Origin of the sequence: Gilliamella apicola (assembly GCF_000599985.1) — a bacterium.
Classification (GTDB): Bacteria; Pseudomonadota; Gammaproteobacteria; order Enterobacterales; family Orbaceae; genus Gilliamella; species Gilliamella apicola.
On sequence record NZ_CP007445.1, the window covers coordinates 929,087 to 950,448 of the forward strand.

Genomic DNA, 21,362 nt, shown 5'->3' on the forward strand with positions numbered 1-21,362 from the left:
TAGTAAAGTCGATTAATAAAATTTCATTCTTTGTTAATAAATTATTTAAAAAAACTAACTCTAATGAGTTTAAGTAATTTTTTAGCTTAGTGTGTCATATCGGTTATAACAGAGATTCAGCATGGTTGCTAAAACAACACGATCTTATAAAACAAAAAATACAAAACCAACAATCCGTAAAATAAAATTGAACGATGAGATTGTTAGTCAATATTTGAATGACAATCCAGATTTTTTTATTAGAAACGCAAGTCTTATTGAAAATATGCGCATTCCTCACCCAATAAGAGGTGGCATTTCACTTCCTGAATGGCAAATGGCAAGGCAGCGAAATAAAATTTCTCATCTTGAGGCAGAAATAACCTTGTTAATGGAATACGCACGTTCTAATGAATTGCTGTTTAATCAATTTATGGATCTACAAAGTCAAATATTTAATGCTGATGATCTTGATGTATTAGTGCAAATAATAAAAAATTGGGCAAAGTCGTTGGGTCTTAATGGTGCTTATTTATATCTTTTTGATGATAAATGGTTAATTAATGCTCCTTCAAAATATCAACATTTTGCTTTAAATAGTTCAGGTTTCAATTTTATTCGAGTTAGGCATCTACAATACAGCAATCAATATCTGGGACAATTGAATACCACTGAATTAGACTTTTTATTATCTGAACGTAATTATATCGGTTCAGTTGCTTTATCCTTATTGGGGCAATTTGGTGATTTGGGGCTTTTGATGTTTACTAGTTCTGATCCGCATCATTATCAAGAAAAACAAGGTACACTATTACTAGAAAAAATGAGTCAACTATTACCTATATTAATTGAAAAATGGGTTATGCGAAAAAAATAAGGTAAGTTATGGTTCAATCCTCCCAAAATAGTCATTGTTTATTAACTGAACCGGTAGAGCGTTTTCTAAACTATTTAAAATCGGAAAAACAGCTCAGCCTAAATACCCAAGTCAATTATCGACGTCAGCTTTTTGCGCTTATTGCCATTGCAAAAGAAGCTGGCATCACAAAATGGCAAGATGTAGATTCATCAGCAGTTAGATTATTAATTAGTCACAGCAAACGAACAGGTTTACAGGCAAGAAGTTTATCATTAAGGTTGTCGGCGTTGCGCAGTTTCTGTGATTGGTTGATTAAAAATAAATCTATTAGTGCCAACCCTGCTCGTGGTGTTTTGAATCCTAAACTAGGACAACATCTTCCTAAAAATATTGATATTGATGCAATTAATCAATTACTCGACATTAAATATAATGATCCACTTTCAGTACGCGATCGAGCTATGCTTGAACTTATGTATGGTTCAGGTCTACGATTGTCTGAATTAGTCAATCTTAATTGTCGAGAATTGAATTTAAATGAGGGCGAAGTTCGTGTGACGGGTAAGGGAAACAAAGAACGAAAATTACCATTAGGATGTGAATCTATTAAATGGATTAATAATTGGTTATCAATGCGTAATTTATTGGATCCCAAGGATGATGCCTTATTTATCTCCAAATTAGGTAAACGCATTTCACCCCGTAATGTTGAAAAAAGATTTGCACAATGGGGCATTAAACGTGGATTGTCTGTACATGTTCATCCGCATAAATTACGGCACTCATTTGCCACACACATGTTAGAATCGAGTGGTGATTTGCGAGCTGTACAAGAATTGTTAGGTCATGCAGATTTATCGACCACGCAAGTTTATACTCATTTAGATTTTTCACATCTGTCAGAAGTTTATGATTCTACTCATCCAAGAGCGAAAAGAGGAAACAAGTAATGCATATTTATCGTTCCATTAATACAATTAAGGCAATCACTTTCGATCTTGATGATACCTTGTATGACAATAGTGATATTGTTGAAAAATCCGAAGAGGAAATTGTCAAATATTTACAGAGTTATGAGGGGTTACAGCATTTGACCGTATCTGAACTGCATTTAGAGAAAAAAGCGATGCTTGTCTCGAATCCAGAAATTTATCATGATGTTGTTGTTTGGCGAATTGAAACCATCAAATCCCTTTTAAATAAAGCAAAAATCCCATCAGAAAAGTGGTCAAACATTATTGACGAAACTTTGGATACGTTTAATTTTTGGCGTCATAAAATGCATGTTCCGCAGTCGACTCATGCCTTATTAACTAAATTAGCAACCAAAGTGCCTTTAGCGGTGATTACCAATGGTAATGTAGATGTTAATAAAATTGGATTAAGTGATTATTTTCAATTTTCATTACGAGGAGGGGCTGATGGGCGCTCCAAACCTTTTCCTGAAATCTTCAATTTAGCGATTAACAAATTGGCTGTACCGGCAGGTAATATATTACATGTAGGCGATAACTTATTAACTGATGTCAATGGTGCTATCAATAATGGCTTATTAGCTTGTTGGATAAATATCTTTAATCAAGATATTTTTCACCTTTCTGATGCTCGATGTTTACCCCATATTGAGATAAGTCAATTGTCTGAATTAGAGAATCTGTTATAATTTTGAAAATATCTGTATAAATAGACAGTTTGATTAAGTAGGGTTTACATTTAATTTAAAGCCTATTTTTACCTCTTATTTGCCTACAGGCAATAAACAAAATTTAGAAAAATAATGAATTTATTTGTAATACTTATGAAATTGAAACCAACTCGTATTTCTTATAACCAAAATGGGTTTAAATATAATGGAAATTAAAAAATCATTATTAGAAGACCTCAATAACGAACAACAAAATGCAGTAACTACTGATAACCAATATACAGTAGTACTTGCAGGTGCAGGGAGTGGTAAAACACGTGTTTTAGTTCATCGAATTGCATGGCTCTGCATGGAAAAGCATTACTCACCGCAATCCATTTTTGCCGTTACTTTTACGAATAAAGCGGCTGTTGAAATGCAAGAGCGTATCAAAGCATTAGTTGGAGAAGGGTATTTTAGTGGAATGTGGATTGGAACCTTCCATGGATTAACTCATCGCTTGTTACGGATGTTTTCACAGCAAGCTAGATTACCTTCTAATTTTCAGCTTATTGACTCAGAAGACCAGATTCGTCTTATTAAACGTATTTTTAAAGAGCATAAAGTTGATGAGAAACAGTGGTCAGCAAAAGAATGTGCAGCTTTTATCTCTAGTCAAAAAGAGATGGGATTACGAGCTAATGACATGTCACCCCAAGACCCTAAACAAGTGATGTGGCAGACTATTTATCAAGATTATCAAGCAATTTGCGACAGAGTCGGGTATGTTGATTTTTCAGAATTAATTTTACGAGCTTATGAACTGCTTAACCAAAATCATGACGTACTAAATTATTGTCATCAACGTTTTTCTAATATTTTAATTGATGAGTTTCAAGATACGAACTTAATTCAATATCGATTAGTAAAAAAATTGGCAGGTATTACAGCTAACGTTATGATTGTTGGTGATGATGATCAATCCATTTATAGCTGGCGTGGTGCTAATGCCGATAACTTACAATTATTTATTAATGATTATCCGGATACTGAAATAATTCGTCTAGAACAAAATTATCGTTCAACCAGTAATATTTTAGATGCAGCTAATATTTTAATCGCCAAAAATCAAAATCGCTTAGGTAAAAACCTATGGACGGATAGTGGCGAAGGCGAGAAGATTTCACTCTATGTGGGTTTTAATGATATTGATGAAGCAAGATTTGTGATTGGTCAAATCAAAAAACGTCATGAAGAAGGTGATAAATATTCAAGTTGTGCCATTTTATACCGTAATAACGTTCAATCACGAATTTTTGAAGACACCTTGTTACAAGCAGGATTACCATACCAAATTTATGGTTCAATACGGTTTTATGAACGGCAAGAAGTTAAACTAGCGCTAGCGTATTTGCGGTTATTACATGATCACAATAATGATATGGCTTTTGACACGACCGTTAATACTCCAGCTCGCGGTATTGGTAATGTCACGCTTGAAAAAGTAAGACTTACCGCCAAACAACATAATCTTTCATTATGGGATGCTTGTTTAATGTTAATCCAAACCAATGCATTAACAGAAAGACAGCGTTCAGGGCTGAGCCGTTTTCTTGAATTGATCGAATCAATTCATAAAGAAGTAGAACCGTTGCCATTTTATCAGCAGCTAGATGTGATGATTAAATTATCTGGTGTGCAGCAAATGTATGAGCAAGAATCAGGAATTAAAGGACAATCTCGATTAGAAAATCTTGAAGAACTGGTGTCGGCTGCGGAACAATTTTACCATAACAATGAAAATACTGTTATTCAGGATAATATCACGGGTAAAACACTTACAGTACTCGAGTCATTTTTAGCTTTTACCTCATTGGAAAGTCGTGATGTTGTCAAAGCTCAAGATTCAGTGCAATTAATGACATTGCATTCAGCTAAAGGATTAGAGTTTGATAATGTATTTATTGTCGGATTAGAAGAAGGTATCTTTCCAGCGCAACGTTCAGTTAAAGATAGTGAACGCATGGAGGAAGAGCGACGTTTAGCCTACGTTGGTATCACTCGAGCTCGAAAACATTTGACATTAACGTTATGTGAATTAAGGCGACTTTACGGTCGAGATGAGCGTAATCTACCTTCTCGTTTTTTAGCAGAATTACCTGTTGAAAGGCTGAACGAAGTTAGTTATCGAGGTATGCTCACCTCCTCTGAGTTTAAATCGAATGATCTAAGTAAAAAAGACCTCAGTAAAAATGAGCAATTTATTTTAGAGCGTAAAAAATCCTATCTTGAAAAACAACGTGAAAGTGATGGTTATATTTTAGGTCGAAAAGTTAAACACCATCGCTTTGGTGAAGGGACTATTATCAATCTTGATGGCGAAGGTGATCATAAACGAGTTCAAATTGCCTTTGTTGATGAAGGAGTTAAATGGCTGGTGATTAAATTAGCTAATCTTACCTTACTTTGATATTGAAAACTTGAGCAATAATAAAGGCAAAATTTAATTTGCCTTGCCTGTTTTTTAGAACTCTGTTGTTATATTGTTGCTTGATCAGTAACTGATTGTGAGAAGATTTTATCAAATGATTGCTTAGTACGAGTGCATACCCACTCATTTTCGACATAATCAAAGTGATATCCTTGTTTGTCTGTAGCTAGCCAAACTTGGTAGAGTGGTTCTTGTGTGTTGACGATAATTTTACTCTGATTGGGAAAGGTTATGGTAATTACATTACCATTTATTTCATAATCAATGTCAATATCTTGTTCTTCGGCAAAGTGATCTAAAAATAATTCGATCTTATTAAACAGTTGATCGGTAATAGTATGAAATTCAGTGATGTTCATAGAAAATTAATCAATATAGATATAGTAAAATGATATTAGCATAATCAAAAGCTATCTGCCACAAGAAGTGGCAGTTAGATATTAACGAAAAATCAGTAGTATTTAATGAGCAATAGATAAGGAGCAAGAGACGATTAACAATCGACGTTGTTCATTATTGTCAATTGCATTTGCCCATCGGTTAGGTGTGTCATTAGTACTCACCAAACGACCATCACCAAAGTAATTTTCAAATAATTTGATAATTCCTTTAGCTATTTCTTTCTTATCACAATTTGCGAAATGTTGAATCACAATTGAGCGGTACGTTATTTTTTCACCTTCGCTATTTTCTTGTACTAATGGGGGAATAAAATTTACGACTTCATTAAATACTCTAATTTTTTTATTATATGGATGCAGAATAATAGAACTCCTATCAATAAATGAATAACCTAAAGATTTATCTTCATTAAATTTACTCATTGGGATAAATTGTTCGCCAATGCGCGAATCTTTTAAGTTTTCACTTTTTTCATGGGAGCTACTTGTATCACTTTTATTATTACTGGTTTGTGTTGCAGTATCAAAATCATTACATAAAGCTGAAAAAGAAAAAAGAATAATTAACAAATATAATTTTTTCATTTAGAGTTTATCCCCATTTTTTGAATTAACTTTAATTGTTGTTGGATTAATTTCTTTTTCTTGTTGGGATTTCAGGTTTTCTTGATTTTGTTTTTTTGTTGTTCGTTTGTAATCTTCAATTCTTTTTTTGCGTTTTGCTTCATATTCTTTATCAATAGGTTCCATATCTGGACGTACTGAATAGAGGAGTTTTTTATCAATATCCCCTTGTATTGAGCAAATGACACGACTTTGATTATCTGCAATTGGTTCTAAATATAAGGATTTTTCAACAGTTCCTGATCTTGGTATCACCATATCAATTGAATAGGGATTATCTAGCCAAGTTTTATCTTTACTTTTGCGATCGTAAATTTTAGGGTTAGCAAAATATATCTTTTCGTTAAAAACTAACCAGTTAATATTATTAAGCGATTGTTTAATTTGTTGGGTTTTATTGTCAAAAATGAACCCCCAATAATAAAATTGGCCAGATAATGGTGTTGGAATAAAAATATTTTGATAACCTAAAATTACTAATCCTTTGTATTCAATTGGTTTTTTAAATATAACCTTATTTTTGTTATTATATTCAATCGAGTCGACCACAATATAAGCAAAATTATCAACTGTTGCTAAATCAGTATATTGACTGAAAGAGTTCTTATTTATCTCTAATTGCTGAAAAAATTGGTTGTCACATTGAAAAAAAGAATCAATTACTTTATTTGTTTCATTTACGTTAGTTTGGTCTTGTGCATAAACCATAAAAGAAATTAGTGAAGAACAAATAAGCACAAACAGTTTTTTTATGAACATGAAGAAGGCCCTTTTTAAATAATTCTTCTGCTAATGTGTATAGTTATGTATATTTGTGTATGGTATTGTAAAGTAATGTAAATGTTATTGTCAATCTTGTATAGATTTATTTTCTACGAAAACGAGTAAGTAACCGTTTTTAAAGGATATTTCAACAGAATTCTTGATGGCTTTATTTCTTAAGCTTATGAATCCTCTTAACGTTATTGTTGCATTACTTAATGGATATTTAACGCCTGTAATTGTGAGATTAGTGACTTTAGACATTGGGATAAAAGAAATGATGTGATTTTTTATATCATAAATAGTTTGCTGTTTTTTTGAAAAAAAGAACTGACAATAATTATCATAAAAAGTAAAATCGAATCGATGGTAATAATGCATTGCAACCGATAAATTACCTAAGAAATGGTCACTGGCATGACCAGAAGCACCAAAAATATCAAATTTTTTCACACCTTTATTTGCTAAAAATAAGATGGCTTTCTCAAAATCCGTTTTGTTCTGATCAGGCGTATGAATAATCTCTGTTCTGCTCGGTATAGTACGACTTTTATCAAAACTATCTAAATCACCAATAATATAATTAGGAATTATTGGTGAAGTATAAAGATAGTTATGATAAGCCCCATCTGTTGCAGCAATAAAAGCATAGTTTTCTAAATTGCTGGGATAGCGCTCAGGTGGTTCGCCATTCACAAAAAGTAGAGTTTTATTGCTTTGCATTGTCATATACTTCACTGTTTTATAGAGTTACGGTATAGGCCATTATAATGGCATCTTCCTGTTTTCCATCAACAGTTGGATAATAATTTTTTCTAACAGTTATTTGGTTAAAACCAAGTGAATGATATAAGTGAATTGCTGCATCGTTGGATTTCCTTACTTCTAACCACAAAGAAGCAATTGGTTTGTCAAAATTACTCGTCATCAATTTTTCAATTAAATGGTTTAAAAGCTCTTTAGCTAATCCCTGTTGTCTAAATTCAGGGTGAATAGCTATGTTAAATAAATTTGCTTCATCGGCAACCACTTGGCAGATGCAAAATCCAATTATCTTATCATCAATGGTCAGTTTTAAATTTAAATAATGCTCTCCTTGATTTGAAAAAAACGTTGGTTTAGACCATGGAATCATATGACAAAGTTGCTCTAAAGCAAAAGCTTCGTTTAAATCATTGTGGTTCAGGGTGGAAATAGTTTTCATATTGGCATAATTGTCGCCAAAGTTGGCGCTTTTGTTGTGGTGTATTAGCTAAAACATCTAAACTTGATGTTTGTATAGTTAAATGATTTTGCCAGTTTTCATCAGGCGTGATATCTATAAACCAAATTACGGTTTTTATATCGCTAGCTGGAATAATCAATTGTGATGGTGTAAGTATTAATACTTGTTCTTCTTTAAGTCGAATAGCATTAAGAATATCTGTGTAGATTTTTTGCGTTGGTTTTTGGTCGGCAACAACAATTAAACGAATTTCATCACTAATATGGGTTGCCATTTCGCCTTTGAATACTATTGAATTACGCAAAATGTATTGAGTAATATTGCATTGTTGCAAATACCAATCTTGTTCAGTCATTATTGAATTACTATTTTTTATTAGTGAATAATAAGGGTTAATTGTATAATCAACAACTAAAATTATAAAGTTTTTTTCATTGAGGTACTATGGCAACATCCGTTTTTACTCCAGCAAGTCAGGTAATTGAACGTCATCAAACATTTTTTAATGATAAAAATGTGATTATTGCAGGTGATATTCAAGATAGTTATCCTGCGGTAATGGTTGCAAATCAAGTTAAAATTCACTGTACTCAATTTCATACTTATTTACGTCTAAAAAATAGTATGCGTGGTGAGCAAACTAATTTTTCGTTACTACCAGATGCTGATTTTTATACTGGAATGAATACGCTAATTTATTATTGGCCAAAAACGAAAAGTGAAGCACAATTTCAGCTCTCTTATTTACTTAATAATATGCCTAAAGGGAGTGATATCTTTATCGTCGGCGAAAATCGTACTGGTGTAAAAAGTGTTGAAACGTTATTAAATGATTTTGGTACCATTCAAAAAATTGATAGCGCAAGACGCTGTGGATTGTATCATTTTCTGGCTGAAAGTCGTTTAGCGTTTGATCTAAATGAATGGTGGTTGAGTTATCATCTAACCATTGAAAATCAAAATATTGAAATTAAAAGTTTGCCGGGTGTGTTTAGCCAAAAAGGGTTAGATTCTGGTAGTGAATTATTACTCAATGCATTAGTTGACCATGCTGAAATCATCAAAGGTAATGTGTTAGATGTTGGGTGTGGTTCGGGTATATTATCTACGGTTGTAGGTAAATTATATCCAGATATTGAGCTCACTTTATCAGATGTGAGTAGTGCAGCAATTGAGTCAAGTAAAGCTACACTAAATTGCAACCATGTCAAAGGGAATGTTGTTGCAAGTGATGTATTTTCCAATTTGAATGATAAATATCATCTTATCATCTCTAACCCTCCTTTTCATGATGGTAAAGAGACAAATTATACAGCCGTCAATGCGTTAATTAAAGAAGCCAAAAAACATCTAAAATTAAATGGTTATTTGTGCATTGTGGCAAATTCATTTTTGCCTTATCAATCGATTTTAGACGAAACCTTCAAAAGTGTGGAAGTCATTGCGCAAACAACTAAATTCAAAGTTTATTTAGCTAGTCATTAAGAATCTAAAAGTATTTTTCAATTTATTTAAAAGTTACGGTGTTAGCCGTAACTTTTTGTGTTTAAATAAAATTAAATTACTCGCGAAAACTGTTGTTGTCTTGCCATTTTACGCATGTAGATATCAAAACACATGCAGATATTACGGATCAGTAAGTGACCTTTAAGAGGAACTTCAATCGTATCGCCATGAATGATGACCAATCCATCTTTCTGCAATGGCTGTAAAAGAGCTAAATCTTCGGCAAAATAATCTTCGAAATTAATATGGTATTGCTGTTCAATCATTTTCTTATCAAGGTAAAAATGACAAATTAATTGTTTTATCACATCGCGACGGATAAGGTCATCACGATCTAATGTGAAGCCTTTCCATAAACCATTACCGATCTGTTCAACTTGTTGCTGGTAGATGTTAAGATCTTTTTGATTTTGCGCATAACTATCGCCTAACATACTAATTGAAGAGACACCTAATCCTAGCAAATCTGCATCGCCTTGTGTGGTATAACCCTGAAAGTTTCGATGTAATTTATTGTTCTTTTGAGCAAGCGCGAGTTCATCGGTTGGTTTAGCAAAATGATCCATACCAATATATTGATAGCCTGCTTGGGTTAGCTTTTCAATACTGGTTTGTAAAATCAATAATTTTTGCGCAGCATTGGGCAAATCGTTATCTTTAATTTTGCGTTGAGCTGCAAAGCGACTTGGTAAATGTGCATAATTGAATACACTTAGGCGATCTGGTGAGATATCAATCACTTTATTGAGTGTTTCAGTAAAGCTTGCAACCGTTTGTTTGGGTAATCCATAAATTAAATCAAGGCTGATTGAATGAAAACGATTTTTGCGAGCTTGATCGATTAATGACCGAATTAAATTTTCATCTTGTTTACGATTAATAAGATTTTGGATCTCATGATTAAAATCCTGAATCCCCATGCTTAAGCGATTAAAGCCAACATTGGCTAAATGATCGATAGTTTGTGGCGTAATTTCACGAGGATCGATCTCAATTGACAGCTCGGCATTATCAGCAAAGTTAAAATGGGATTTTAAAGAGGTAATTAATCGGCTAATTTCTTGATCCGTTAAAAAGGTGGGTGTTCCTCCTCCCCAGTGCATTTGGGTGACAATTCTACTTTCAAAAAGTTTGGCGCGTTTTGCTATTTCAATATCTAAAATATCAAGGTATTTAGTGACTTTATGTGTTTGACGAGTAATAAGTTTGTTACAGCCACAAAAATAACAAAGTTTATGACAAAACGGAATGTGTACGTATAAGGATAATGGTTGAGTAGGGTAACGAGAAGTCGCGTTCAAAAAATCCTGTTCATTATAACTTTCATTAAATTCAAGTGCAGTGGGATACGAAGTATATCTTGGACCAGAATAGTTATATTTTTCAATTAAGGCCTGATCCCATAATTGTGTTTCAGTCATGCTTCTGTTTCCATTTAAGTCTGTGTTTAGCGTTATTATATCCATGACTTATTAAAGTTGGTTTTCGCTTAGTTATACGTTTTGCTCTGGTTTTTGTTTTCAGTTTAATCTGGTTAGTTTTATGCAAATACAATAATGTGCAAATTAATAATCCAAAATATAAACTTAACATTATCAATATTGGCATTACTATTTGCTCACTATTTGTTATAAATTATGATTTGAATAATACATCCACTATTATCAACGTGTGTCAGGGATTTTTTTATGACTCAATCCCTGACGTTACTGAAAAATTAAGATTGGGCAAGCTAAAACCATTGCCTACTATTAATTACGTTTTAATAAACTAACAATATCTTCTTTCTCATCATCAAGATCTTCAAAATCATCGTCGGTATAACCCAATTCTTGCATCAGTTCATCAATTCGATTTAATCTGCTGTCCAAATAAGTCTGTTGCTCCTTAGTCAATTTGCCATTTTGTTCAACTAAATCGAGTAACATATCCAGTTTAGGATCGTTTTCAAGTTGCTCTAATTCTTGTTGGGGTGATAGAACTGCTTTTTTAGGTTTAGGTTGTTTAACTACTTTAGTGGTATTTGTATCAACGACTAAAGCAATCGGCGTTTTACTGCCTATACGTGGATCTTTTACTGCTTTTTGAGTATTGTTATTTTTGTTATTATCTGTATTATTAAAGCGTGAACCACTAGGCAAACCTTTATGTTTGCGTTTACGTTTGAGTTCGCGAGACTCTTCATTAATTTCTTGACGGCTTTTTTTGGGTTTTTGTTTCGATTTAGTTTTTAACATACTATCTCTGTTTTACACTTTGGTTAATCATTTATTCAACGTATTTTATCAGTAAGTCTAAAATATAGCTATGAGGAAGGCACATTGTGAATTTGTGATTGTAAAATTACAGTTTTATGTATAATCTGAGCCGAATATTCTAGAATCAATCGTTATAGAGAAATAAACATGAATAATCATTTGAGTCCTTACATGCAATTCAGCCGTAAAGAATGGGCAAGTTTGCGTAATGCGGAACCAATGACATTAACACCTGGAGAACTCGTTTCTTTACAGGGAATCAATGAAGATTTATCAATGGATGAAGTGAGTGAAATTTACCTACCTTTATCAAGATTGCTCAATTTTTATATTAGTAATAGTTTTAGTCGGCAGGCTGTATTATCCAAATTTTTAGGTAAAAGCCAAAAAATTCCTTATATAATTGGTATTGCTGGCAGTGTTGCTGTTGGTAAAAGTACTACAGCTCGTGTATTACAGGCACTGTTAACTCGCTGGCCTGAACATAGAAAAGTAGCTTTAGTTACAACGGACGGTTTTTTATATCCGAATAAATGCCTTGAGGAGCGAGGCATTATGAATAAAAAAGGTTTTCCACAATCTTACAATCTTAAAAAGCTAATTAACTTTGTTGCCGATATTAAATCAGGACAAGCGGAAGTCAAAGCGCCAGTTTATTCGCATTTAGTTTATGATATTGTAGAAAATGAAGAGATTGTGATTGATAGCCCTGACATTTTAATTTTGGAAGGATTGAACGTATTACAAGGTGCGGTCAATTATACTCAAGCACATAATCGAGTATTTGTTTCAGATTATGTCGATTTTTCAATATACGTTGATGCTGATTTATCTTTATTACATCAGTGGTATGTGAACCGTTTTTTAAAATTTAGAGCAGGGGCTTTTAGTGATCCTAATTCATACTTTAAACACTATTCTAAATTGCCAGAACAAGAGGCAATCAATATTGCCAATCGCTTATGGCGCGATATAAACGAATTAAATTTAGTTGAAAACATTTTACCAACCCGCGAAAGAGCCAGTTTAATTTTGACAAAAGGTGAAGATCATAAAGTAGATTATGTTCAATTAAGAAAATAAACTTAAGGGGTTTAATATGAAATCAGCAATAGGGTTATTAAGTAAATTAAGCATTATCACTTTAGTTACGGCTTTTTCTGTAAATAGTTATGCATCAAGTAATGATGCACATGAAGAATTGACTTGCGATGCTAAAAAGCAAGCAATCGAAACAAAAATAGAACAAGCTAAAAAAGCCAATAATACTTTTGAAGTAACAGGACTTGAAAAAGCACTTCAACAAGTTGATACCAATTGTTCCGATGAAACATTGGAACAAAAATATAAAAGATTAGTGGATGAAAAAAGCAAAAATGTTTCTGACAAAATCAAAGAATTAGCCGAAAAAACGAAAGAGTATGAAAAAGATGGTGTTGATGCGAATCAAGATAAAATTGATGCATTAAAATCTAAATTACATGGTGCAGAAAAAGAACTTTCTGAAGCAAAAAATAACCTAGCGGATTATTATGAAAATGCTAAAACTAAATAATCAGAGTTTTTTAATTTTGTCGTAATTAAAAAGATAGGTTCAAACAACAAAATAATATTGAAATTTGTGTTAGTTAATATTGACCTCAAGTACATATTTCACCACTTGAGGTCATCTTTTATATGCTATATAACTAAAATTTTGACAAATATCTTTTCATTTCATTTAGATTTTTCCTAAAAAAAATTACTTTAATCCTCAACGCTTAAAAAAAGATACAGTTTGTATTGTTGCTTACCTCACCATTTTTTAACAAACGATTGGAAATTGAAGGGTTTTATGACAGATTATTAACGGATAATAATCACAAGAACTTAAAAGTTGAATATATTGAACCGACTAAACGTGTTAAATTTAAATATAACCCTTACAATTATTTCGAATTTCAATTACAAGTCAATCAAAAAACTTTGATAATCTAATTAAATTATTAACAGGTTAATTAATAGCTTTGGTCATTATATAAATAGATCAAACATTTTATAAGACTGATCCCTTTTATTTCCAAACTAATTAAAAATATATGACTATTGATTGGTAATCTTTAACAATTAGTTTGTGTTCTTCTATCAGTAATGAGCATTGTTTTGTTGATAAACAAGGTAAAGCGATGCAAATAAACATTGCTCAAAATAAAGTAATGTTTTTTACTTTATAAAATTTGATTAGACAGATACTTTTTAGAGAAATATTAGCTAGTTTTTGCAGTTAACTATTTCAAATGAGTACACAAGTCCAATGCTTAATCACAAAGATTAAAAACGATATTCTAGACATTTTTAGTAAAAAAGAGTAATGTGTGCGGTTTGTCTCGTGGTTCGTGAACCTCCCACGCTAAAAAACTAAGGAAAATTATGAGTAACGTTACATTATTAGGCGATCAGTCTGTTCGCTATCCAACAACCTATAGCCCAGAAATTCTGGAAACTTTTGATAATAAACATCCTGGTAATGATTATTTTGTTAAATTTAATTGCCCGGAATTTACTAGTCTTTGTCCTATTACTGGGCAGCCTGATTTTGCCACAATTTATATTTCTTATGTGCCTAACATCAAAATGGTTGAAAGCAAATCTCTTAAGCTGTACCTGTTTAGCTTTCGTAATCATGGTGATTACCATGAAGATTGCATCAATATCATTATGAAAGATCTGATCAAATTAATGGATCCTAAATACATCGAAGTGTGGGGTAAATTCACACCACGTGGAGGTATTTCAATTGATCCTTATGCTAATTATGGTAAAGCTGATACTCGGTGGGAGCAAATTGCGTTCAATCGTTTAGCTAATCATGATCTCTATCCTGAAAAAGTAGATAATCGCTAATTTGTTCAATCTGACAGGAATTTTTTAATGAAAAACCGTAAAGCACTCGTGATATTTTCTGGTGGGCAAGATTCGACTACGTGTTTACTACAAGCCATTGCCGATTATGGGCGTGAGAATGTCGAAACTATCAGTTTTCAATATGGTCAACGTCATAGTATTGAATTAGATAAAGCTAAATGGATTGCAAAAGATTTAGGTGTCAAGCAAACTGTAATTGATACATCAGTTATTAAACAGACGACCAATAACGCTTTGATTGATGACTCACAAGAAATTAAAGCTGCGCAAGATGGCGATTACCCTAATACGTTTGTCGATGGTCGTAATATGCTGTTTTTATTGTTAGCAGGTTGTTATGCCAAACAGCAAGGTATTAAAGATATTATTATCGGCGTATGTGAAACAGATTTTAGTGGTTATCCCGATTGTCGAGATATTTTTATTAAATCTATGAATGTTTCTATGAACTTAGCAATGGATTTTACGTTTAATATTAAAACACCGTTGATGTATCTTACTAAAGCTCAAACATGGGAAATGGCTGATAAATTGGGTTATCTTGATTATGTTCGCCAAAATACCCATACCTGTTATTACGGTGTAGAAGGTGGATGCGGTAAATGTCCAAGTTGTGTGCTTCGTGATAAAGGTCTACAAGAATATCTAGACAGAAACTAACAAATATTTATTTGGGTTCTCTCCCATTAAAAAGGAAACGAATATGTATTTGAATGTTCATTCACCACTGGTTGAAAAACAGTTTACTCGACAGCAAAAGCATAAAGCACTAGTCTGGTTGGCTATTTTTCATATTATCGTTATTGCTTCCAGTAACTATCTGGTGCAAATTCCATTTGATATTTTTGAATTTCATACTACTTGGGGTGCCTTTACTTTTCCGTTTATTTTTTTAACCACTGATTTAACTATCCGTATTTTTGGTGCCAGTTTGGCAAGAAAAATTATTTTTGTGGTTATGATTCCCGCTTTACTATTTTCGTATCTGATTTCGGTTCTATTCTTCGAAACCCATTGGGTAGGTTGGTCAGCATTGACACAATTTAATAGCTTTGTTTTTCGAATAGCATTAGCCAGTTTTGCGGCTTATTTAGTTGGGCAATTAATGGATATTACTGTTTTTAACTATTTAAGAAAAAATCGGTCTTGGTGGGTCGCGCCCTCAGCTTCAGCAATCTTTGGTAATGGTATTGATACTATTGTCTTTTTTGCTATTGCTTTTTACAAAACTAGTGATGAATTTATGGCTAATCATTGGGTCGAAATTTCGTTAGTGGATTATAGTTTTAAAATTTTAATTTGTGGTTTGTTCTTTTTACCATTATATGGAATTATTTTGAATTTTATCCTCAAAAAATTAACTGCGAAAAAGCAATAAAGCAACCAGTCTCTGCTTAGTAATTATCAAATTATCAACATTTAGAGCTTATTGATAAAACAATAAGTTCTAAATGTCAAACATAACACTTTCAAATAAATGAGCCTCAAAGGTTTTTTTAAAATTTGATTGCGCACTAAAAAAATCAATTTCTTTCTAAAGATGTTTTGCTAAACGTTTAATGAGAGTGCATAATATTAATGAAAAATAATCACAATATTTAGTGAAATATAAAGGGATTTGGTGTAATCATGAGATTAATTAAATATTTAGTAATTTTGAGCTTGTTTTTAAGCCTGTGTGTACAAGCCAAAAACAACGGGCAAGCGACAAATATAACAGATAACAGAAAAAATAGCACAACTCAAAACTCAAGTGTTAATTCGCAATCACCTAACGTATTTAATCCAACACCAGAATTAATCGAAAAATATAAAGATAAAAAACTAGAAGTTTTTGATTGTTCGGAGATGATTATTGATGGGTCAAGTACTTTAGTCGTGACTTTTTCAGTTCCACTTCTTCCAAAATTGAATTTTTCAAATTTACTTAGATTAGTTGACAAGGAAACAGGTGTCGTTGATGGCGACTGGGAATTATCTAATAATGGTTTGGAACTAAGACATCGTTATCTTGCACCAAATCGTAAATTAAAGTTAACCATTGATAAAATGTTAACGGCGATCAATGACAATAGCTTAAAATCAGTTTATGAAAAAGAATTAACTACTCGTGATCGTCAACCATTAGTAAATTTTGCAAGTACTGGATTATTATTACCGAGTAAATCCATGAGTGGATTACCTGTGACCACATTGAATATTAATAAAGTCGACATTAACTTTTTTAAAATTAAGCCAGAAAAATTAAGTGATTTTATTGATAACTTTGGTTTTATTAATTCGCTATACGATTGGCGGTCAGAAGAGTTGAATAGGTATGCTGATTTAGTTTACTCATCACGTTTTGATCTTAATCCTAAACCTAATGTTCAAGAAACTGTTTTAGTCAATCTTTCTAAAATTAGTGAACTTAAGCAAGAAGGCGTTTATGTTGCAGTGATGAATCAAGCAGGTACTTACAATGAATCAAATCCAGCAACCATATTTTCAATAAGTAATATTGGCGTTTCAGTTCATAATTACAAAAACAATAAATTTGCGGTTATGGCTCATGGTTTGGATAATGGTAAACCTCTTGCAAATGTTGAAATATCTTGTCATGGAAAAGAGAACATGGATTGTGATCGTTTTTTAGAAAAAACGGATAAAGATGGTTACGCTGAATTTACCTTGGAAACCCATGATGACAATTGGATATTACTTGCCAATGATGGAAAACAAACTTCATTTATATATGTAGATCGCAATGCCCTTAATTTGACTGAATTCGATTTATCAGGTACACCTTATTCTCATGCTCAATTATTTGTTTTTGGTCCACGAGATCTTTACCGTCCAGATGAAACCGTCTATTTTAATGCTTTATTGCGTGATGCAGATGGACAACCATTGCCTAATCAACCAATTATTGCCGATGCGATTTCAACTGATGGGCGTGTGGTCAAAAATTTTCAATTAAAAAGCAGTACTAATACCAATGGTTTATATCAGGCAAATTTTGTCATTCCATCTGATGCGGCAACAGGTAAATGGTCAATTCGTTTTAATTTAGGTGATGATATTTATCGTTATTGGTATTTCAATGTGGAAGAATTTTTGCCAGAACGTATGGCGATGGAAGTAAGCAGTTCATCAGAAGGTCCAATATTAGGCGATGAAGATGTTTACTTTAATATCAAAGGTTGGTATTTGTATGGTGCACCAGCATCAGATAATCGCCTAAATGCTAATGTTTATTTAAAGAAGGTTGATTCCATTGCCGGATTAGCCGATTTCAAAATTGGTTCAGCGACAGATGGTACTCTTTATAGTGAACTTGGTTCTTTTGAAGAAAAATTAGATAACGGTGGCTTAACCCAGCTTCATATTAACAAGAGTAATTGGTCAAATTTACGTTCTCCAGTGAAAGTAGTTTTACAAGCGAGTTTACTCGATTCAGGAGGTAGACCAGTTACGCGTTATGCAACTCAAACCATTTGGCCAGCAAGTAAATTACCAGCTATCCGAGCATTGTTTGGCGATTCACCTTATTATGATTGGAACAGTGATAATTATTATGAGCGCCCTACCGTTGATATGGGGACTAATGCGGAATTTGAAATTGCTTATGTCGATCTAGACGGTAACAAACTAGCCACAAATTCCTTAAAGACAAGATTGGTTCGTGAACATCGTGAATATTATTGGACTTGGTCAAGTGAAGATGGCTGGCAACTTAATCATAATTCCAGTGAGATTGTTATTTCGGAAGATCAGCTATCAATTGAAAAGGATAGTACGACTAAAATAAGCTATTTAACCAGTGATTATGGATCTTATCGTGTTGAAGTGATCGATGACAAGTCTAAAGTAGTGACAAGTTTTCGCTTTTGGTCAGGTTATGATTGGGAGGATAATACACGGGGTACGAAATCAGTACGTCCCGATCAAGTTAAGTTAAGTATTGATAAACCATTTTACCTTGTCGGTGATGTGGCTAAAGTCAATGTTCAAGCCCCAGTTGCAGGTTCTGGTTATATTTCTCTTGAAACGAATGATGGTATCATTTGGAAAAAAGCAATTACTGTTGGCGAAAAAGGTTTAGATGTCGATATACCAATTAAAGATTGGGGAAGACATGATATTTATATTAATGCCATGATAATCCGCCCATCAACTAATGCTGCCGTACAAACAGTAAAACGAGCGATTGGTTTGCTTTATTTACCTACTGATACAACAAATCGACATTTAAATATTTCAATAAATGCACCAAAACAAGTAAAACCAGAAAGTACTGTGCCAATTAAAATCAAAATGGATGAAAAATTTATCCAAAAAGATAAAAAAGTCACAGTGTTAGTTTCAGCTGTTGATTCTGGTGTATTAAATATTACTGATTATGTTACGCCAGATCCTTATGTTGGATTTTTAGGGCGTAAACGTTATGATGTCGATATTTTTGATGTTTATGGTAAGTTAATTGAAGCTTCAGGGCGTAATGTTAACATGAGTTTTGGTGGTGATGCGATGGGCGCTGGCGGGAAAAAACCGTCTAATGAAGTTCTTATTGTTGCTCAACAATTGAAAACCATTCAGTTAAATGACAAAGGTGAAGGTGTTATTGATTTACCATTACCTAATTTTAATGGTGAATTGCGCATCATGGCGCAAGCATGGGATGACAATCGTTTTGGTAAAGCAGAAAAAACGATGAAAGTTGCCGCTCCTGTTATTGCAGAATTAACAACTCCGCGCTTTTTGTCTGGAGGAGATCAAGCAGTATTAGCGTTAGATCTTCATAATTTGACTGATACGGCTCAAAATATGCAAGTTGAGGTATCAACCACAGGGTTGATTCATCAAAATGATGTAAAATCTATTCCTGTCAGACTTGATAGCAAACAAAAAAATATTATTCAAATACCTATTGTTGCAGATTATGGTTATGGTAAAGGTACTATAAATATAGATGTGAAAGGAATTGTTATTGATAATAATTCAGATTTTGATATTCATCGTTCATGGACTATCGGTGTAAGACCAGCTTATGCTGCAACTACAAGATATTTTGAAGTAGTGCTAGATGAAAAGAAAAGTTGGAAATTACCTGACGAAGCGTTAATGGGACTGATTGAAAATACCATTGAAGGGCAATTAGTTATCTCTAATCAACCACCACTGAATATCGCTCAATATATCAAAAGTTTATTTGCCTATCCTTATGGCTGTTTAGAACAGACAACCAGTGGATTGTTCCCATCTTTATATGCTAACAGTGAACAGCTTGCACAGTTAGGTATTAAAACGGATTCTGATGATAAACGCCGAGAAAAAATTCAAAAAGGTATTTCACGTATTTTATCAATGCAACGTAGTAATGGTAGTTTTGGTTTATGGAGTAATCATAGTGAGGAAGAACATTGGCTTACTGTTTATGCTACTGACTTTTTATTGCAAGCTAAAGAGCGTGGTTATCAGGTAAATGATAAAGCTCTTGATGCAGCAATGTCGCGTCTTGGTGAATATATTTATGATAATTCTGCATTTAATAATCTTTATTATTATAAGGATGAAAATGCACTTGAGTTTGAAAAATTCTCTATTAAAGCTTATGCGTTGATGATACTATCTAAACAAAATAAGATTACCTCAGCGATGCGTAATGAAATTAATTATTTATTAGATAAGATCAGCAAGGATAAATCATTTATCTATAGTCCGTTACCTTTGGCTCAATTAGCCGTAAGCGCGAAGTTAAATGGTTTGACATCTGTTTATGATCAATTATTACCATTAATCTTCACTACTCCATATAACTACAGCACATGGCGGGGTAATTATGGTAGCGAGGTTCGTGATCAAGCATTAATTTTATCGTTATTGATAGAAAACGACATGGACACAAAAAATCAACCGATTTATCTATCTATTTTATCAGAATTGTTAAAAAATAAACGTTATTACTCAACTCAGGAGTTAAATTCATTATTTATTGCTGGTTGGTCATTAGAGCAACATAAAAAAGATGATAAATTTAAATTGGCAATAAATGATAGTGTTGTTGAGGTTAATTCAGTCTCTTCTAATTCCTATAATTATGAAGACTTAAGTCAAGGGTTATCTATCAATAATTCAGAACATGATAAACCACTTTATGTTAAATTCTCTCTTTCTGGGTATGGAAAAACGCCACCGGCACCAACATCGAACGATGGTTTTTTCAATATTACTCGAACCTATTACGATCTACATGGCAACGAAATAAACCCATCACAATTAGAAGTGGGTTCCATGATGGTTGTGATTTTAGATGTAACATCGAAAGAACCCGTTCATGATGCATTGATTGTTGATTACTTACCAGCTGGGTTAGAACTTGAAAATCAGAATCTTTCAAATAGTAGCGTTAATTTATCATCAATTCCTGGTGTATCTGATTTATTGAAAGATGATGATGTAAGTCAACTTAAATATCAGGAATTTAGAGATGATAGATATGTTGCTGCTGTTAATATCCAAAATTATAAGGAACGCCAAAAATATCATAAACGTGTTGCTTATTTAGTGAGAGCGGTAACAACAGGTAATTACATGATTCCTTATCCTTATGTTGAATCTATGTACCGCCCTGATCGTTTTGCAATCGGACAATCACCAGATTTGATGACGATATCTGTTCCTAATAAAGAAAGTAATTAATCAAGAGATAGTAAAAATTCCAATACTATCACTAAGATTAACTTTATT

General features: G+C 32.8%; 19 protein-coding genes and 1 riboswitch. Of the genes, 11 read left to right on the plus strand and 8 right to left on the minus strand.

The features are described 5' to 3' along the window. The first annotated feature begins 121 nt into the window (after window positions 1–121). The 4 genes from GAPWK_RS04240 to uvrD all read left to right on the plus strand — a co-directional run bounded on the left by GAPWK_RS04240 (window position 122) and on the right by uvrD (window position 4,932). Window positions 122–856, plus strand: a complete 735-nt coding sequence (locus GAPWK_RS04240) for a DUF484 family protein (protein WP_025315042.1) — start codon at window positions 122–124, stop codon at window positions 854–856. Between the two features lie 8 nt (window positions 857–864). Further along, window positions 865–1,788 (plus strand): tyrosine recombinase XerC, encoded by a 924-nt coding sequence (xerC, locus tag GAPWK_RS04245; RefSeq protein ID WP_025315043.1) that lies wholly within the window; start codon window positions 865–867, stop codon window positions 1,786–1,788. Next, complete coding sequence (yigB, locus tag GAPWK_RS04250) at window positions 1,788–2,501, plus strand: 5-amino-6-(5-phospho-D-ribitylamino)uracil phosphatase YigB (protein ID WP_025315044.1); 714 nt, start codon at window positions 1,788–1,790, stop codon at window positions 2,499–2,501. Before xerC ends, yigB begins: the two co-directional genes overlap by 1 nt. Window positions 2,502–2,688: 187 nt before the next feature. Continuing rightward, the gene (gene uvrD, locus GAPWK_RS04255; protein ID WP_025315045.1) at window positions 2,689–4,932 is read left to right on the plus strand and encodes a DNA helicase II; all 2,244 of its coding nucleotides are present in this window, start codon (window positions 2,689–2,691) and stop codon (window positions 4,930–4,932) included. A gap of 68 nt (window positions 4,933–5,000) precedes the next feature. Here uvrD and cyaY read toward each other — a convergent pair whose 3' ends face one another. The 6 genes from cyaY to GAPWK_RS04285 form a co-directional block, all read right to left on the minus strand. Next, window positions 5,001–5,312 (minus strand): iron donor protein CyaY, encoded by a 312-nt coding sequence (gene cyaY / locus GAPWK_RS04260; RefSeq protein WP_025315046.1) that lies wholly within the window; start codon window positions 5,310–5,312, stop codon window positions 5,001–5,003. Window positions 5,313–5,414: 102 nt separating this feature from the next. Next, entirely contained in the window at window positions 5,415–5,939 is a 525-nt protein-coding gene (locus GAPWK_RS04265) for a surface-adhesin E family protein (RefSeq protein WP_025315047.1), read from the minus strand. After that, window positions 5,940–6,737, minus strand: coding sequence for a hypothetical protein (locus GAPWK_RS04270; protein ID WP_025315048.1), 798 nt, complete (start codon window positions 6,735–6,737; stop codon window positions 5,940–5,942). Between the two features lie 90 nt (window positions 6,738–6,827). Then, the gene (locus GAPWK_RS04275) at window positions 6,828–7,463 is read right to left on the minus strand and encodes a thiamine diphosphokinase (protein WP_025315049.1); all 636 of its coding nucleotides are present in this window, start codon (window positions 7,461–7,463) and stop codon (window positions 6,828–6,830) included. A 19-nt stretch (window positions 7,464–7,482) separates the two neighbouring features. After that, complete coding sequence (gene rimI, locus GAPWK_RS04280; RefSeq protein WP_025315050.1) at window positions 7,483–7,944, minus strand: ribosomal protein S18-alanine N-acetyltransferase; 462 nt, start codon at window positions 7,942–7,944, stop codon at window positions 7,483–7,485. After that, window positions 7,913–8,320, minus strand: a complete 408-nt coding sequence (locus GAPWK_RS04285) for a DNA polymerase III subunit psi (protein ID WP_025315051.1) — start codon at window positions 8,318–8,320, stop codon at window positions 7,913–7,915. The genes rimI and GAPWK_RS04285 overlap by 32 nt, the downstream gene beginning before the upstream one ends. Before the next feature lie 89 nt (window positions 8,321–8,409). On the opposite strand from GAPWK_RS04285, the gene rsmC reads away from it, so the two are divergent. Then, window positions 8,410–9,450, plus strand: a complete 1,041-nt coding sequence (gene rsmC / locus GAPWK_RS04290; protein WP_038517168.1) for a 16S rRNA (guanine(1207)-N(2))-methyltransferase RsmC — start codon at window positions 8,410–8,412, stop codon at window positions 9,448–9,450. Window positions 9,451–9,521: 71 nt separating this feature from the next. On the opposite strand, the gene hemN is transcribed toward rsmC, so the two are convergent. Together hemN and yihI are read right to left on the minus strand one after the other, a co-directional pair. Beyond that, window positions 9,522–10,892, minus strand: a complete 1,371-nt coding sequence (gene hemN, locus GAPWK_RS04295) for an oxygen-independent coproporphyrinogen III oxidase (RefSeq protein WP_025315053.1) — start codon at window positions 10,890–10,892, stop codon at window positions 9,522–9,524. A 330-nt stretch (window positions 10,893–11,222) separates the two neighbouring features. Then, window positions 11,223–11,708 (minus strand): Der GTPase-activating protein YihI, encoded by a 486-nt coding sequence (gene yihI, locus GAPWK_RS04305; RefSeq protein WP_025315054.1) that lies wholly within the window; start codon window positions 11,706–11,708, stop codon window positions 11,223–11,225. 168 nt (window positions 11,709–11,876) lie between these two features. Between yihI and coaA the strand changes: the two genes are divergently transcribed. The 6 genes from coaA to GAPWK_RS04335 all read left to right on the plus strand — a co-directional run bounded on the left by coaA (window position 11,877) and on the right by GAPWK_RS04335 (window position 21,314). Then, window positions 11,877–12,812, plus strand: a complete 936-nt coding sequence (gene coaA / locus GAPWK_RS04310) for a type I pantothenate kinase (protein WP_025315055.1) — start codon at window positions 11,877–11,879, stop codon at window positions 12,810–12,812. A 16-nt stretch (window positions 12,813–12,828) separates the two neighbouring features. Continuing rightward, a complete protein-coding gene (locus GAPWK_RS04315) occupies window positions 12,829–13,284 on the plus strand; it encodes a DUF1090 domain-containing protein (RefSeq protein WP_025315056.1) in 456 nt (151 codons plus the stop codon). A gap of 807 nt (window positions 13,285–14,091) precedes the next feature. Beyond that, window positions 14,092–14,136: riboswitch (PreQ1 riboswitch) on the plus strand. A gap of 2 nt (window positions 14,137–14,138) precedes the next feature. Then, a complete protein-coding gene (queF, locus tag GAPWK_RS04320; RefSeq protein ID WP_025315057.1) occupies window positions 14,139–14,612 on the plus strand; it encodes a preQ(1) synthase in 474 nt (157 codons plus the stop codon). Between the two features lie 27 nt (window positions 14,613–14,639). Then, complete coding sequence (gene queC, locus GAPWK_RS04325) at window positions 14,640–15,293, plus strand: 7-cyano-7-deazaguanine synthase QueC (protein ID WP_025315058.1); 654 nt, start codon at window positions 14,640–14,642, stop codon at window positions 15,291–15,293. A gap of 43 nt (window positions 15,294–15,336) precedes the next feature. Continuing rightward, the gene (locus GAPWK_RS04330) at window positions 15,337–16,011 is read left to right on the plus strand and encodes a 7-cyano-7-deazaguanine/7-aminomethyl-7-deazaguanine transporter (RefSeq protein WP_051516229.1); all 675 of its coding nucleotides are present in this window, start codon (window positions 15,337–15,339) and stop codon (window positions 16,009–16,011) included. A gap of 251 nt (window positions 16,012–16,262) precedes the next feature. After that, the gene (locus tag GAPWK_RS04335) at window positions 16,263–21,314 is read left to right on the plus strand and encodes an alpha-2-macroglobulin family protein (protein ID WP_025315059.1); all 5,052 of its coding nucleotides are present in this window, start codon (window positions 16,263–16,265) and stop codon (window positions 21,312–21,314) included. Window positions 21,315–21,362 lie beyond the last annotated feature (48 nt).

What these genes read in the sequence shown, in the direction of transcription:
- rimI (WP_025315050.1), bottom strand. Translation starts at nt 7,944, where the DNA reads ATGAAAACTATTTCCACCCTGAACCACAATGATTTAAACGAAGCTTTT.
- GAPWK_RS04330 (WP_051516229.1), top strand. Translation starts at nt 15,337, where the DNA reads ATGTATTTGAATGTTCATTCACCACTGGTTGAAAAACAGTTTACTCGA.
- cyaY (WP_025315046.1), bottom strand. Translation starts at nt 5,312, where the DNA reads ATGAACATCACTGAATTTCATACTATTACCGATCAACTGTTTAATAAG.
- GAPWK_RS04270 (WP_025315048.1), bottom strand. Translation starts at nt 6,737, where the DNA reads ATGTTCATAAAAAAACTGTTTGTGCTTATTTGTTCTTCACTAATTTCT.
- coaA (WP_025315055.1), top strand. Translation starts at nt 11,877, where the DNA reads ATGAATAATCATTTGAGTCCTTACATGCAATTCAGCCGTAAAGAATGG.
- GAPWK_RS04240 (WP_025315042.1), top strand. Translation starts at nt 122, where the DNA reads ATGGTTGCTAAAACAACACGATCTTATAAAACAAAAAATACAAAACCA.
- GAPWK_RS04315 (WP_025315056.1), top strand. Translation starts at nt 12,829, where the DNA reads ATGAAATCAGCAATAGGGTTATTAAGTAAATTAAGCATTATCACTTTA.
- uvrD (WP_025315045.1), top strand. Translation starts at nt 2,689, where the DNA reads ATGGAAATTAAAAAATCATTATTAGAAGACCTCAATAACGAACAACAA.
- GAPWK_RS04275 (WP_025315049.1), bottom strand. Translation starts at nt 7,463, where the DNA reads ATGCAAAGCAATAAAACTCTACTTTTTGTGAATGGCGAACCACCTGAG.
- yihI (WP_025315054.1), bottom strand. Translation starts at nt 11,708, where the DNA reads ATGTTAAAAACTAAATCGAAACAAAAACCCAAAAAAAGCCGTCAAGAA.
- queC (WP_025315058.1), top strand. Translation starts at nt 14,640, where the DNA reads ATGAAAAACCGTAAAGCACTCGTGATATTTTCTGGTGGGCAAGATTCG.
- xerC (WP_025315043.1), top strand. Translation starts at nt 865, where the DNA reads ATGGTTCAATCCTCCCAAAATAGTCATTGTTTATTAACTGAACCGGTA.
- queF (WP_025315057.1), top strand. Translation starts at nt 14,139, where the DNA reads ATGAGTAACGTTACATTATTAGGCGATCAGTCTGTTCGCTATCCAACA.
- GAPWK_RS04335 (WP_025315059.1), top strand. Translation starts at nt 16,263, where the DNA reads ATGAGATTAATTAAATATTTAGTAATTTTGAGCTTGTTTTTAAGCCTG.
- GAPWK_RS04285 (WP_025315051.1), bottom strand. Translation starts at nt 8,320, where the DNA reads ATGACTGAACAAGATTGGTATTTGCAACAATGCAATATTACTCAATAC.
- hemN (WP_025315053.1), bottom strand. Translation starts at nt 10,892, where the DNA reads ATGACTGAAACACAATTATGGGATCAGGCCTTAATTGAAAAATATAAC.
- GAPWK_RS04265 (WP_025315047.1), bottom strand. Translation starts at nt 5,939, where the DNA reads ATGAAAAAATTATATTTGTTAATTATTCTTTTTTCTTTTTCAGCTTTA.
- yigB (WP_025315044.1), top strand. Translation starts at nt 1,788, where the DNA reads ATGCATATTTATCGTTCCATTAATACAATTAAGGCAATCACTTTCGAT.
- rsmC (WP_038517168.1), top strand. Translation starts at nt 8,410, where the DNA reads ATGGCAACATCCGTTTTTACTCCAGCAAGTCAGGTAATTGAACGTCAT.